This is a genomic window from Acinetobacter sp. SFB (assembly GCF_001647545.1).
Lineage (GTDB): Bacteria > Pseudomonadota > Gammaproteobacteria > Pseudomonadales > Moraxellaceae > Acinetobacter.
Genome location: NZ_LSZH01000012.1, coordinates 254,792 through 267,955, shown reverse-complemented (window position 1 = coordinate 267,955; position 13,164 = coordinate 254,792). Strand labels below are relative to the sequence as shown.

General features: G+C 34.2%; 11 protein-coding genes. 4 read left to right on the top strand and 7 right to left on the bottom strand.

Annotated features, from left to right (window positions below; all coding sequences use genetic code 11):
* Positions 1 to 33: 33 nt before the first annotated feature.
* The 5 genes from AY606_RS08580 to AY606_RS08560 form a co-directional block, all read right to left on the bottom strand.
* Positions 34 to 732, bottom strand: a complete 699-nt coding sequence (locus AY606_RS08580) for a fimbrial biogenesis chaperone (RefSeq protein WP_067867107.1) — start codon at positions 730 to 732, stop codon at positions 34 to 36.
* Between the two features lie 22 nt (positions 733 to 754).
* Entirely contained in the window at positions 755 to 1,282 is a 528-nt protein-coding gene (locus AY606_RS08575; protein WP_067867105.1) for a fimbrial protein, read from the bottom strand.
* Between the two features lie 352 nt (positions 1,283 to 1,634).
* Positions 1,635 to 1,958, bottom strand: a complete 324-nt coding sequence (locus tag AY606_RS08570; RefSeq protein WP_067867103.1) for a hypothetical protein — start codon at positions 1,956 to 1,958, stop codon at positions 1,635 to 1,637.
* Between the two features lie 484 nt (positions 1,959 to 2,442).
* The gene (locus AY606_RS08565; protein WP_067867101.1) at positions 2,443 to 3,864 is read right to left on the bottom strand and encodes a cryptochrome/photolyase family protein; all 1,422 of its coding nucleotides are present in this window, start codon (positions 3,862 to 3,864) and stop codon (positions 2,443 to 2,445) included.
* A gap of 107 nt (positions 3,865 to 3,971) precedes the next feature.
* Positions 3,972 to 4,553 (bottom strand): lipocalin family protein, encoded by a 582-nt coding sequence (locus AY606_RS08560; protein WP_067867099.1) that lies wholly within the window; start codon positions 4,551 to 4,553, stop codon positions 3,972 to 3,974.
* Positions 4,554 to 5,037: 484 nt separating this feature from the next.
* On the opposite strand from AY606_RS08560, the gene AY606_RS08555 reads away from it, so the two are divergent.
* Positions 5,038 to 5,343, top strand: a complete 306-nt coding sequence (locus tag AY606_RS08555; RefSeq protein ID WP_067867097.1) for a hypothetical protein — start codon at positions 5,038 to 5,040, stop codon at positions 5,341 to 5,343.
* Between the two features lie 105 nt (positions 5,344 to 5,448).
* Here AY606_RS08555 and AY606_RS08550 read toward each other — a convergent pair whose 3' ends face one another.
* Entirely contained in the window at positions 5,449 to 6,327 is an 879-nt protein-coding gene (locus tag AY606_RS08550; protein ID WP_502692115.1) for an SDR family oxidoreductase, read from the bottom strand.
* Positions 6,328 to 7,280: 953 nt separating this feature from the next.
* On the opposite strand from AY606_RS08550, the gene AY606_RS08540 reads away from it, so the two are divergent.
* Together AY606_RS08540 and katE are read left to right on the top strand one after the other, a co-directional pair.
* Positions 7,281 to 8,699 carry an iron-containing redox enzyme family protein gene (locus AY606_RS08540; protein WP_067867093.1) on the top strand — a complete coding sequence of 473 codons (1,419 nt, stop codon included), beginning with the start codon at positions 7,281 to 7,283 and terminating at the stop codon, positions 8,697 to 8,699.
* A 79-nt stretch (positions 8,700 to 8,778) separates the two neighbouring features.
* Complete coding sequence (gene katE, locus AY606_RS08535; protein WP_067867091.1) at positions 8,779 to 10,905, top strand: catalase HPII; 2,127 nt, start codon at positions 8,779 to 8,781, stop codon at positions 10,903 to 10,905.
* A 103-nt stretch (positions 10,906 to 11,008) separates the two neighbouring features.
* Here katE and AY606_RS08530 read toward each other — a convergent pair whose 3' ends face one another.
* Positions 11,009 to 11,332: a pyrimidine/purine nucleoside phosphorylase gene (locus AY606_RS08530; RefSeq protein WP_067867089.1), complete on the bottom strand. Its 324-nt coding sequence runs from the start codon at positions 11,330 to 11,332 to the stop codon at positions 11,009 to 11,011.
* 641 nt (positions 11,333 to 11,973) lie between these two features.
* Here AY606_RS08530 and AY606_RS08525 point away from each other — a divergent pair.
* Complete coding sequence (locus AY606_RS08525) at positions 11,974 to 13,164, top strand: MFS transporter (RefSeq protein WP_067867087.1); 1,191 nt, start codon at positions 11,974 to 11,976, stop codon at positions 13,162 to 13,164.

Here is a 13,164-nt window from a genome sequence, read left to right as displayed (position 1 = left end):
TTGAAAATTATTTCTAAGTAATTGATTTAGCATTTATTTTAAATAAATTACCGGCATTTCGGTATTTCCGCCGTAATCATTAATATAAGTATAATGAATACTTTTCACGTCTTTGGAGACGTTGGCTAATACATCTATCGTTTGATAGGGGGGAACCATATCCTGATTCATGTTTCGAATAGGGGCAGAATTATTTCCCAATTTTAAATCCCCAATCGTGATAAAAAGAGGACTGTTATTTTTTAATTTTAAAGTTTCATTTTCCACATACCACTGTAATTTTTTTACCGCGGCAGGTAGGTCGGCCTCTATTTGTTGAGGGCGATAAAACAATTTGATTTTAGAACGTACTGCAAGCTGTAAGGTATTTTCATTTTCAGGCTTAGGTGGGATTTCTTGAATATTAATCCACACTTGGCTCTCGCGATCGGTCGGTAAACCTGAACCTGAATATATAAAGCGCAAAACAGATTCTTTTTGCGACTCAATCTTGATTAAAGGCGGAGTAACAATAAAAGGAACTTTGACTGGAGCCGTCTTATCCTCACCTGGTTCTAGCCAAGTTTGAACGATATAAGGCTTAGTCGAGTTATTCTTAAGTGAGAGTGTTGCGGCTTTATTTTCACTATTATAAATAACCCGACTTGCCATGGCTTGAACCGCAGCTTGACTCGAATTAGCAAAAAAAATACCAGCTAAAACGAGAGCTAAAATAGAGGGGTTCAAACGCATGCTAATTCCTTAATTTTATTGACTATTTTACTTGTAAAGTAATGCTTACAGTTGCATCTGCTTTACCTGCTACAACAGCACCACCAGTAGCTTGATAGAACGCTTGTAAAGGTAATGATCCAGTCGTACCTGTTGTAATAAATGAGGCATTTGAATCAGTAGTAGAAGCAGGAGTATTTAAATTTACTAAATTTGAGGTATTACTTGCATTTGCAATAGCGATACCTACGCCAGTCGCCGCTGAAGTTTTTAAAAGTTTCGTATTTGTAGCATCTGTTGCACCCGCAAAATTTACTTGATAACTTCCTGCTGCGCAATTATCTACATTAATGGTAAACGTCTGCGGTGTAGATTTATCACCTGCTGTTTTAAACATAGATGTCGGCCATTTACCTAAAACCACTTCGTTAGTAGTGCTACTGTTAATTTTAACATCACAAGCCGCGTTTACAATTTCGCCTGTAAAATTAATCTGTCCCGCAGCAAGTGCGTGAGAAGTCATTGTTAGAGTAGTAAGTGTACCAAGTAATAAAGCAATTTGTGTTTTCATTTTACGTAACTCTTAGATAAAAAATAAGTTTTTATTAAACTTAATATTGATTTGAAAAATACGCTCACAAACACAAATATTGTATAAAGTGTGACATATGTCTCAATTAAAAGAATATCAGAAAAAAACTTTTTGCCAACACTTTTTATACATTTAGTTAACACTGCAGAGTAATTCTTTAAAAATTATTCAATAAAATTTTATAAAGATAAAAATAAACTGTTAAAAACAATAGAAAAAATTGGATATTAAATATAAAAAAACAAATTGACTGATGAGTGCAAATTCAAGATGAATTTACAGACTAAAACAATAAAAAATCATTATTTATTTGAAAATTATAGTTATTATTTTATTTATAAATGATTTCTAAATTTGTTGCTTGAACGCTTTTTATTGATTTAAGATTTACAGCATAAAAGGTGGTATGTATTTCTCTGAAATTATTTATATAAGTTTGAATATTTTGTGAGAATTGTATTTCTTTATTTATGACCATCTCATTGATTGATGAATTTTTATTTAAAATTTCACATTTTTCGTCATCAAAAGGACTCATTAAGTCACAGGTATTTTCATAGATTTCACCTGTGAAGTTAAGGTTGCTTTCAGTTTGGGCAAAAATAGATAAAGGGCTAAGAGTAAATATAATAGTTAAAATTAATTTTTTATACATATCTTTCTACTCTTACATGTTTATATTTTTATAACATATTAACTATTATCTTGGCAGTGTGTTAAATACACATAAAAATTCATTAATGATAAATGTATCACATTATTTTTAAAATAAATTCATTAAGGATAAAACTTAAATTTTTATCATATTAATAAAGATATTTGTTTTAAAATATGTCGGATAATTTTTTTCATAAGATATTGATTAATAATAAATTTTATTAATTATCCCTTCATTATGATATCTATATATTAGTAATATTATTAAAATAAATTTATTATCACATAATAAGGAACAGCATATTTCGTAACAAGAATTATAATTTTTAATAGCAGTCAGCTAAAACAAAGAGATAAAAAAGCCTAACAATAATATTAAGCTTTTTTACTGCGTATAGTTTTCTGATGTAAATACTAGAAAAAATTAAGAATTAAAAATTTTTGATTCTAGCTTTTTAGTTTAAAACCTAAAACATATTCATTTAAATACTTTTAAAAGCCTCGATTGCCCGAACTCGGGTTTCTTTCAAGTCTGCAATCGGTTTAGGATAATTTAAAGCCAAATTGGAATTTTTGGCATAAGGCTCATGGATGGTTTTGGCATCTAAATGTGCCAGTTCAGGAACCCATTGACGAATATAGTCACCATTTGCATCAAACTTTTGCGACTGGCTGATGGGATTAAATATACGGAAATAGGGCACTGAATCCGTACCTGTAGAGGCACACCATTGCCACCCGCCATTATTTGCTGCCAAATCACCATCAATTAAATGTTGCATAAACCATTGTTCCCCGAGCCGCCAGTCAATCAGCAGGTTTTTGGTCAGGAACATCGCCGTGATCATGCGCACCCGATTATGCATCCAGCCCGTTGCCAATAATTGGCGCATTCCTGCATCTATAATAGGAATACCGGTTTGCCCTTGCTGCCAGGCAGCTAAATCTTCAGCTTGGTCACGCCAGTGGATTTTTTGTGTATCCGCCTTAAAGGGCAGATGTTTAGAGACCTGCGGAAAATCGAATAGAATATGTTGATAAAACTCGCGCCATAATAATTCATCCAGCCAAGTTTGCTGACCTGAATGTTCAATATGGAAGTGTCCATGCTGTCGACGAAATAAGGCCTGAATACATTGACGAATAGAAATCATCCCGGAATTTAAATAGGGTGATAATTGGCTGGTTGAGTCCAGATGAGGAAAGTCTCTCTCTTCCTCATAGTGAATCACTTTATTATTGATGAAATCATCCAATAAAGTTAAGGCATATTCTGCACTAACCGGCCAACAATCCTGAAGTTCTATTGCAGGATGATTTGGATATAACTCTGCAAAAGTACAAACAGCCCCTTGGTCGATAGAGTCAAGTTGAAGATCAGGCTGTGCTTCAATTTGAGGATAACACTGCGGTAAACTCACACTGAATCGTTCATAGCAATTTTTCTTGAAGGCGCTAAAAACTTGATAAGGTTGCTGGCTTTTATTGCGAATGCTGCCTACAGGAAATAAAGTGCGGTCATGATACAGCTCGAGTGATTTATTATATTTATCTAGAAGCTTTTGGATCTGTGCATCGCGCTTCAACTCATTGACACCCAGTTCAATATTGGCATGGATGCAATTGACTTTGAGTTGTTCTGTAAGCTGTAAAACAACTTGAGGAACATCTTTCCAAAACGGAATATGCCGAATCACTAATTGGATATTGAGGTTTTTTAGCTGGGTTTTAAGCACTTGAAGTTGTCTTAAATAAAAATCTATTTTAACAGCGGCATCATTGTGTAAAGCCCATTGTTCAGGTGAAATGACAACCAAGGCAATACAGGGTCCCGCTTGAGCAGCATGCCAAAGAGCGGCATGGTCTTGAATTCGTAAATCCTGTCGAAACCAAATTAACTGCATGGACATATCATGTCTCGAGAAGGTGATTGAGGCTTATTTTATGCAATGTTTAAATCGAAAAAAAGCATGAACACTAGATTCATGCTTTAGATCATTCATGATGGAAATTATTTTTGCATCTGTTTGGTTTTAATCACATCACTCAAGTCATATCCAATAGATTCCGCATAATCTAAATATTCCTGTACAACTTCTGGTTTAGGCTGTTGTGAACGAGAAAGAATCCACATATATTTTTTATCGGGTTCGCCCACCAATACTGTTTCATAATTTTCATCAATTTTTAAAACCCAATAATCGCCACGTCCCACAGGAAGCCAACGGATGATTTTAGGTAAAAAACTTACTTTTAGTTTGGAGTTAAGCGGAGCATTTTGTACAAATGCTTCCCCAATCGTCTGTTTGAACTTTCCATCTTTTGTATAACAGCTATTATCGACTTTAATATTGCCATTCTTATTTAAAGAGTAATTTGCACTGACATTGTTTTCGCATTTTCTTTGAAAATACAAAGGTTTTCTGGCAACTTCATGCCAAGTCCCTAAATACTTATTCAGATCAACTTTTTCAACAGCCTGTAATGGCTCAGTTTGTGCATGTGCCAGCGTTAATATACTGCTAGTGCAAATCACCAGAGCTAATACAATTTTTGCCAAGTTAACACTTGATGTTTTACCCATGTTAGACATAAATATTCCTTCCACTCAAATATGAGATTAACTTCATATACTTACATTAATTATCTTTTTAATATTTGGTGTAATATTATGTAATAAAGAGAATAAATATTAACTCATCATTTATTTGAGAGTATCTATCCCGGCATAGTGCTAGCGACCTAATAAACATTAGTAACTTTTTAAAAGTTACGTTCTATTTGAATGGAGCACTATTTTAGAAAATTCACCTAAAAAGTATGACTTAAACCCATTAGAATTAATTCCTTCATTTAAACTTTATCTATGTTTTGATTCGGTAAAAAATGTAATAAATTCCTTTTAAAATATTTAAATAATTTGATTTTAATGAAACATTTATTTAATTTGTAAAAAATTTAAATTTACAATGACAAGAAATGTCACATGAGCCTCATAGCTTTATAACAATGAATATGCAAATTTAGAATAGTTACTAACTCATGTGACTTATTTTAAAAATAGGATGGAACTAAAAATGGCTAATCAACCGCAAAATCCTCAAGACCAACAACGTCAACAACAACAACAACAACAACAAAATGATCCACAGCGTCAGCCTAACCAGCAAAACCCTCAAGATCAGCAACGTCAACAGCAGCAACAAAATGATCCACAGCGTCAGCCTAACCAGCAAAACCCTCAAGATCAGCAACATCAACAGCAGCAACAAAATGATCCACAGCGTCAGCCTAACCAGCAAAACCCTCAAGATCAGCAACGTCAACAGCAGCAGCAAAATGATTCACAACGTCAGCAAAATCAGCAAGACCAACAAAAGTAATGGGTGATAAATAAAAAGGCGCGGATCTAAGATCCGCGCCTTTTTATAAGCTGTATTCAATAATTTCTGCATTATCTAATATAGATTTAATTTTTTAATACTTATCTAACCATTTACAATGCTACCACCATTGACATGAATAACTTGTCCAGAGATATAACTTGCTTCATCTGAGGCAAGAAATAAATATGCGGGAGCGACTTCGCTGGGTTGTCCCATACGTCCCATCGGTGTATTTTTGCCGAAATCCTTCAATTGTTCTTCATCAAAACTACTCGGTATTAAGGGTGTCCAAATAGGTCCGGGAGCGACAGCATTCACTCTAATTCCTGTTTTATTTTTTAATAGGTTGCTAGATAAACTACGTGTGAAAGAAGTGATTGCACCCTTGGTACTCGCGTAATCTATCAGCAAGTCATGCCCATGATAACTGGTAATGCTTGTAGTGTTAATAATCGTATCACCTTGTTTCATATAGGGCACTAATAATTCAGTTAAATAAAACATTGAAAAAATATTTACTTCAAAGGTTTTAAAAAGTTGCTGTGTATTGATATCGGTAATGTACTTTTGTGGATATTGCACTCCTGCATTATTGACTAAAATATTGATAGTTTTAAATTCTTGAAGGGCAGTATCTACCATTTTCTTTATTTCATCTTGATGTTGTAAATTACATTTTATAAGTAGGCAACGACGTCCTTCATTTTCAACCATTTTTTTAGTATCAAGCGCATCTTGACCTTCTTCTAAATAGCAGATGCAAATATCTGCACCTTCTCTGGCAAATAGTACCGAAATAGATCTACCGATTCCGCTGTCACCGCCAGTAATCAAAGCGACCTTATCTTTTAATTTGTCACTTCCTTTGTAATTTTTTTTGATGACTTCGGGCTGGGGATGCATTTTGGATTGAATGCCAGGTTGATGGCTTTGCACTTCGATAGATGGAGTCTTAGGATATTTGTTCATATTCTTTCCCATATTATTTAATACATTGATAATATATTATTTTATTTTGAATATGTTTTATTATAGAGAAACATTAAATAACATAATTGATTAATTAAATAGCCTATTTATAGAATAAGTCAATTCAACCTATAACCGAAAATTTGTGAAATACATTTCAAAAAATCAATCCATAATTATTTGTTTTTATAAAAAAGAATATATTAAAGTTTTAAAAATTATGCATTATTATATGTTAAGCATGAGTTGAATTATTTTTATGACGTGAATAAATATTTAAAAAATATGAGCTATAAAAGCTCATATTATAAAATATTACATTTTATCCCATGCATATTTTACTGCATGTTTAGCTTGATCCCATTTTAAACGAGACTCTGCTTTAAATTTTTCCCATTTTTTTTTGCAGATCATTTTAGGAATCTTAAAAATGTGTATTTTTACCATATTTAGATCGGGAACTACGTTCAAACTCATAGGCGTAAGATAAATCTCGATCATAATCAATATCTGGAATAAAACGATGTAAATCATTGTAATGTAGTCGATTAGTATATTTTTCACATCAATATTTTTAAGATTTAACACTGTTTGGAGTATGATTTTTATTTTCTAAATTTACATCAGTCATTATTTAACTGCTGTTTCTTGAATCAATATATAAGGTAATTTAATCCCCTTATGTGTGATAAAGAATGTTTAATTTACAAATTATTTCTACTGTTTATTTTGGTCATTTAGATTTTTTCCAAAACTTTTCTGTTGTCCACTTTGCTGACGCTGATTGTCATTCTGTTGTTGATGCTGCGGATCTTCAGAGTTTTTATGTAATCTAAGTGATTGTTTTATATAAATACCTAAAAATTAATTAAACACAAATTAAACGAATAATAACAATTTGAATCTTTTCCCGTGTCATATTGATAACTTATGTTTATAGCAGAATTACCGCTTGGAGAATAAAAATGCCAGTAGCAGTAAAAGAACGCTTACTCGATTTAATTGATAAAAATCATCAGAATTACTGCGATCTAGTGAATTATTTTATGAATTCACACATTAGCCAACAGGATAAAGAGCGGAAAGCTGCAAGTTTTCTACATAAAGAAATTCAGAGCTTGAATTTAGACAACTTAGAATTTCCTTCGGAATTGAATAAAATTTCTGCATGGCTGTGTAATGATAATAAATTTCAATGTAGTGAATATCAGTTATATAAAGACAGAAGGAATAGTGGGGGAGAGCGAGAGTATTTTAAGAATGTAAGTCAGGCGTTTGAATTTCTTATTAAAGTTGCTCCGGTAAAGCGGGTAGATGGTGCATGGTTATATAGCTTAGTTCATTATTGGAATGATCCAATTTTTCATGAGTTAATCCAAATATATGTAGAGGAATTAGGGTTGGGCTTAGCCAAATCTAATCATGTGAGTTTATTTGATGATTTACTGGTTAAGCTGGGGCTGGAACATTTCGTATTAGAATTAGAAGATGAATATTATCATCAGCCTGCAATTCAATTAGCACTTGCATTTGTTCCCCCTGAATTTATTCCTGAAATAGTCGGTTTTAATTTAGGTTACGAACAGTTGCCATTACATCTTCTGATTACCAATTATGAACTCAATGAATTAGGCATTAATTCCCAATATTTTAATCTGCATATCACTATAGACAATATGGACAATGGTCATGCAAAATTATCCATTAAGGCCTTGGAAAAAATTTATAAAAAATTCAAAGATAAAGATTCATTTATGGAAAAAATGAAAATCGGCTTTGCTTTGAATAACAAAGGATTATCCTCTAGACAAATTATTAAAAATTTAAATTCAGAAGCTTTAGTGATTAATATTTTGAAACGAAAAGCTCTGGTCGGCAATGTCATTCATAATGATAAATGTAAATTTAATAATCGGTCTATTAATGAGTGGCTTTCAGAGCCGAATTTGGTCGAAGAGTTTGTAGAGCTGCTGATTGAAAAGCAGTGGATTATTTTAAATCAAGATCCTGAACAAAGCCGGTTCTGGAAGTTGATCAGTCATGAAGAAGGCAAAATGTATGGGGTCTTTAATGCGACTGAAAAGCAAATCATTCATGACTGGATTGCAGGCGACTATTTTAAACAATCGTATTCGAAGTATAAAAAGGTCAGCTCTACTTCTAACTGTATAGATGAATTCTTGTTCAGTTATTTAGCTAATGCAGAGTTAGAGACGCTACAACAGCAAATTTCCGAATCAGGCAATTTAGCTGTCAAAATAAATAAATTACTGCCTTATCTCGCACCTCATGCTCATCATAATGAAACTGGCCTTTGGTGTACTCAACGTTTTGTGGATTATCTTTTTCCCTTTCTGAGCGAGAAAAACTCATCCATTCATTAATTGCATGTAAACACAAGGTTATTTGCATCGCTTTTTAACATCCTCGCTAGTACTTTAACTAACAATTATAGGTAGAAATATGGACCCTAAAACAAACAAAAGTGAAGTAGCAGGTACTGATACTTTAGATAAAAAAAATGAAAGCGTAAAAACACAACAGTTAGACGCTTTTCGAAGTGATGCTACTGATCAAGCACTCACGACCAATCAGGGTGTAAAAATTGCTGATAATCAAAATAGCTTAAGGGCAGGAGTGCGGGGTTCTACTTTATTAGAAGATTTTATACTCCGGGAAAAAATCACACATTTTGATCACGAACGCATACCAGAGCGAATTGTGCATGCGCGCGGTGTGGGTGCACATGGTTATTTTCAAGCATACGCTGGGAATGAAAAATATACCAAAGCCAGCTTTTTGACTAACTCAGAAATTCAAACACCAATATTTGTGCGCTTTTCTACAGTGCAAGGACCACGGGGTTCTGCCGATACTGTACGTGACATTCGTGGTTTTGCCATCAAGTTCTATACACAGGAAGGCAACTACGATCTTGTCGGTAATAATGCACCGGTATTTTTTGTCCAAGATGGGATTAAATTCCCCGACTTTGTCCATGCAGTCAAACCCGAGCCTCATACAGAAGTTCCTACGGGGGGGTCTGCCCATGATACCTTCTGGGATTTCGTCTCATTGGTACCCGAATCGGCTCATGCGGTGATGTGGGCGATGTCTGATCGGGCTATTCCACGCAATTTACGTTCAATACAGGGTTTTGGTGTGCATACTTTCCGGTTGATTAATGCCGAAGGTAAAGCCATTTTTGTTAAATATCATTGGACACCCAAACAGGGTGTAAGCCAGTTGGTATGGGATGAAGCACAAAAATTATCCGGCAAGGATCCTGACTTTCATCGACGTGATTTATATGAAGCGATCGAAGCAGGAAATTATCCAGAGTGGGAACTAGGGATTCAGATCGTGCAAGAAGAAGATGAAATGAAGTTTGATTTTGACTTGCTCGATCCCACCAAAATTATTCCTGAAGAACTGGTTCCTGTTACACCCATTGGAAAATTTGTACTGAATCGTAATGTCGATAATTTCTTTGCTGAAATTGAACAAGTTGCGTTTTGTCCTGGTCATATTGTGCCCGGAATAGACTTTACTAATGATCCACTATTACAAGCCCGTTTATTTTCCTATACCGATACACAACTGAGCCGCCTAGGTGGACCTAATTTCCATCAGCTGCCGATTAATAAACCGGTTTGCCCATTTCATAATAACCAGCGAGATGCGATGCACCAAACCACGATTCATAAAGGTCAGGCATCGTATCAACCCAATTCCATTGATAATAATTGGCCTGTAGAAACAGCACCTGCTGCAGAAAATGGCGGTTTTGAAAGCTATCAGGAGCGTATTGATGGGAAGAAAATTCGTGCACGAAGTGAATCATTTTCAGATCACTTCTCTCATGCACGTTTGTACTACAAGAGTTTGGCGCCTCATGAACAAAAACATGTGGTAGATGCTTACACCTTTGAATTAAGCAAAGTGCAGCGCAAACATATTCGAGAAAGAGAAGTACAAGAAATACTGGCGAATATTGATTTGGATTTGGCTCAACAAGTGGGTAAAAACTTGGGAATAGAAGTTGCTGGTTCTTCACAAAATATCAAATCATCTACAGTAGAAAAATCGGCAAAATTTAGTATGGAGGCTTTTGTTCCAGAAGATATTAAAGCAAGAAAAATTGCTGTACTTGTTCATGATAAGGTGAACCAAGACAATATTGAAGCCATTCAGCAGTGGGCGAAAGCTGAAAATGCAGTTGCTCACATACTCACACCTACGCCAGCGCCGGTTTTAAATAATAAACAGGCGAAACTTGATTCAAATGGAATGCAGAAAGCAGAACCATCTATTGCTTATGATGCAGTGATTATTGTTGATGGTGATAACTACGAAGTAGTGAAACAAGACGGTGTGACTAAACACTACATTCTTGAAGCTTATAAGCATTTAAAACCGATTGTATTTTTAGGGGATAAGCAAAAACTACTTGACGTTCTACAACTCGTTACGGATGAGGGGACATTGAGTACGGACAATTTTTCTACAATACAGGAAAAATTTAAGGAATTAATTCGTCATCATCGCATTTGGGCGAGGGAGAAAAATGCGGAAGCTATTCCTGCTTAAATGGCTATAAAAGTATAGATTTTTATCAAGTTCATGTAGAGCAAATTTTCAACGAAAAAGGGGGACAGCAATGTTCCCCCTTATTCTTTGATTTTGTGGAAATTTAGTCTTCCAAGTGACAAATATAATCTAAGATATCATCTGTCATAATCTTGAATTGACTATTCTTTGGAACATAGAAAGATTGTCCAGCATAATAAATCTGACCTTCTCTATCATTTGCTATTTGCACATGACATTTACCTGAAATAATTTCTATACGCTCAGGCACATGTGTTTCAAAGGTTAAAGGTCGTTCTGTGGGTAAAATCACGCCTATTGTTTTTTTTATACCATTCTTAAACTGAATGGTGCGACTAATAGATAAACCATCAAAATAAATATTTGGTTTTTTCACCACAGAAACAAAATCAAATTGAGTTGACATTAAGATGCTCCTGAAATTTTTTTATAATAATTGAGCAATATTAGATTATGTATTTGAAATACAAAAATATACAGGAGAAATATATTTTTTAGTTTAATTATGTAAATTTACTTAATAGCTTTTAATAATAATTTAATGTTTATAAAAAACTCAATTATTCAATATGTTAATATAAATTTCTCCTATTTTATTTAAAACGAAAGCTAAATCTATTTATGTGAAATTTTTGATTTTAATTTACAGGATATTTAACGTGATCTATTAATCGCCAATGAACCAAGCATTAAATAAATTATTTCTTTTTTCGTTTCAGCTATAATTTTTGATGTACAGGTATATGCAGCCTGGACCACTGCATGCGGTATAAAAATGAGTTCTATTTTCTATATATCTCCTAAATAATCTCTTATTTTAATGGCTTATATATAACATCTTTTAAGCGTACTTTATGTAATAGGGAACAGTTACAAAACAGTTCTTAAATAATTAAAAAAGACAATTTATTTATAGTTGTTTTGTGTATAATTTCGCCAAATTTAACCCCCGTAGATTTAATAGTTTTCAATAAATCTACAGGGGTTTTTCTATGGAATTATTTTGGATTTGGATGCCCAGAACTTTCTTATCGTGGTGGCTCACACATGTTTTCTTCCAAAACAGTACATTTAGACCATGCAACACAACCTAGTGCACAGCGTCTCTCTACTTTACTTTGCTTTTTCACTCTTGGATTAAGTACTGCCGCTTGGGCACCTCTTATTCCCTATGCGCAGCAACGACTGCATCTCAATCACGCCGACTTTGGCACTTTGCTGCTGAGTATAGGATTGGGATCCATGATTGCTATGCCGGCAACAGGTTTACTCATTCAGAAAGTAGGCTGTCGTGTAATTATCTCAGTAGCAATTTTAATATTATTACTGGTTTTACCGACTTTTGCTTTGAGTAGCAGTGTAATCTTTATGTCTGTAGCATTATTCTTGTTTGGTACAGCTGCCGGGAGCTTAGGGGTTGCGATTAATCTACAAGCAGTCATTGTTGAAAAAAACAGTGCTAAAAGTATGATGTCTCAATTCCATGGTATGTGCAGTTTAGGTGGATTGGCTGGAGTAATGACTGTAACGGCATTGCTTGCGATCGGCCTATCACCACTAATGAGTGCATTGGCCGTTTGCATTTTACTCATGGTTATTAGTTTAATTGCTGTTCCCAATAGTTTGTCTAAAATTGAAAATGATAAAAAAATCAACCCTGCTGAACATGAAAATAAGACGAGAAAATTACCTAGTCCACTAATTTTATTGATTGGTCTGATCTGTTTTATTGCTTTTCTGTCAGAAGGTTCAGCTATGGACTGGAGTGGTATTTATTTAGTTAGTGAGTATGGCTTAAAGCCTGCATTTGCTGGACTTTCTTATACATTTTTTGCTATCGCAATGACTGTTGGACGTTTTGCTGGTCATTACTTACAGAGAATACTGGGTGAAAAAAATATCATTATTTATAGTGCAATTTGTGCATCACTGGGTCTTTTCACTGTAGTTATGGCACCACATTGGATAGTTGTTTTATCAGGTTATTCTTTATTGGGTTTAGGTTGTTCGAATATTGTACCGGTAATGTTTTCACGTGTCGGTCGTCAAAATATCATGCCCAAAGCAGCAGCATTATCCTGTGTTTCTACTATGGCTTATAGCGGATCTTTATTAGGACCTGCTTTGGTGGGATTGACCAGTGAAATGATGGGATTAACCCTTGTTTTTGGAATAATTGCCGCTTTATTAATGCTGATCGCCTTTTTAAATCATTTCACCCAGATTAAGGCTTCTTAA

What these genes read in the sequence shown, in the direction of transcription:
- AY606_RS08550 (WP_502692115.1), bottom strand. Translation starts at nt 6,327, where the DNA reads ATGGGAAAGAATATGAACAAATATCCTAAGACTCCATCTATCGAAGTG.
- AY606_RS08555 (WP_067867097.1), top strand. Translation starts at nt 5,038, where the DNA reads ATGGCTAATCAACCGCAAAATCCTCAAGACCAACAACGTCAACAACAA.
- AY606_RS08540 (WP_067867093.1), top strand. Translation starts at nt 7,281, where the DNA reads ATGCCAGTAGCAGTAAAAGAACGCTTACTCGATTTAATTGATAAAAAT.
- AY606_RS08560 (WP_067867099.1), bottom strand. Translation starts at nt 4,553, where the DNA reads ATGTCTAACATGGGTAAAACATCAAGTGTTAACTTGGCAAAAATTGTA.
- AY606_RS08565 (WP_067867101.1), bottom strand. Translation starts at nt 3,864, where the DNA reads ATGCAGTTAATTTGGTTTCGACAGGATTTACGAATTCAAGACCATGCC.
- AY606_RS08580 (WP_067867107.1), bottom strand. Translation starts at nt 732, where the DNA reads ATGCGTTTGAACCCCTCTATTTTAGCTCTCGTTTTAGCTGGTATTTTT.
- AY606_RS08570 (WP_067867103.1), bottom strand. Translation starts at nt 1,958, where the DNA reads ATGTATAAAAAATTAATTTTAACTATTATATTTACTCTTAGCCCTTTA.
- AY606_RS08530 (WP_067867089.1), bottom strand. Translation starts at nt 11,332, where the DNA reads ATGTCAACTCAATTTGATTTTGTTTCTGTGGTGAAAAAACCAAATATT.
- AY606_RS08575 (WP_067867105.1), bottom strand. Translation starts at nt 1,282, where the DNA reads ATGAAAACACAAATTGCTTTATTACTTGGTACACTTACTACTCTAACA.
- AY606_RS08525 (WP_067867087.1), top strand. Translation starts at nt 11,974, where the DNA reads ATGTTTTCTTCCAAAACAGTACATTTAGACCATGCAACACAACCTAGT.
- katE (WP_067867091.1), top strand. Translation starts at nt 8,779, where the DNA reads ATGGACCCTAAAACAAACAAAAGTGAAGTAGCAGGTACTGATACTTTA.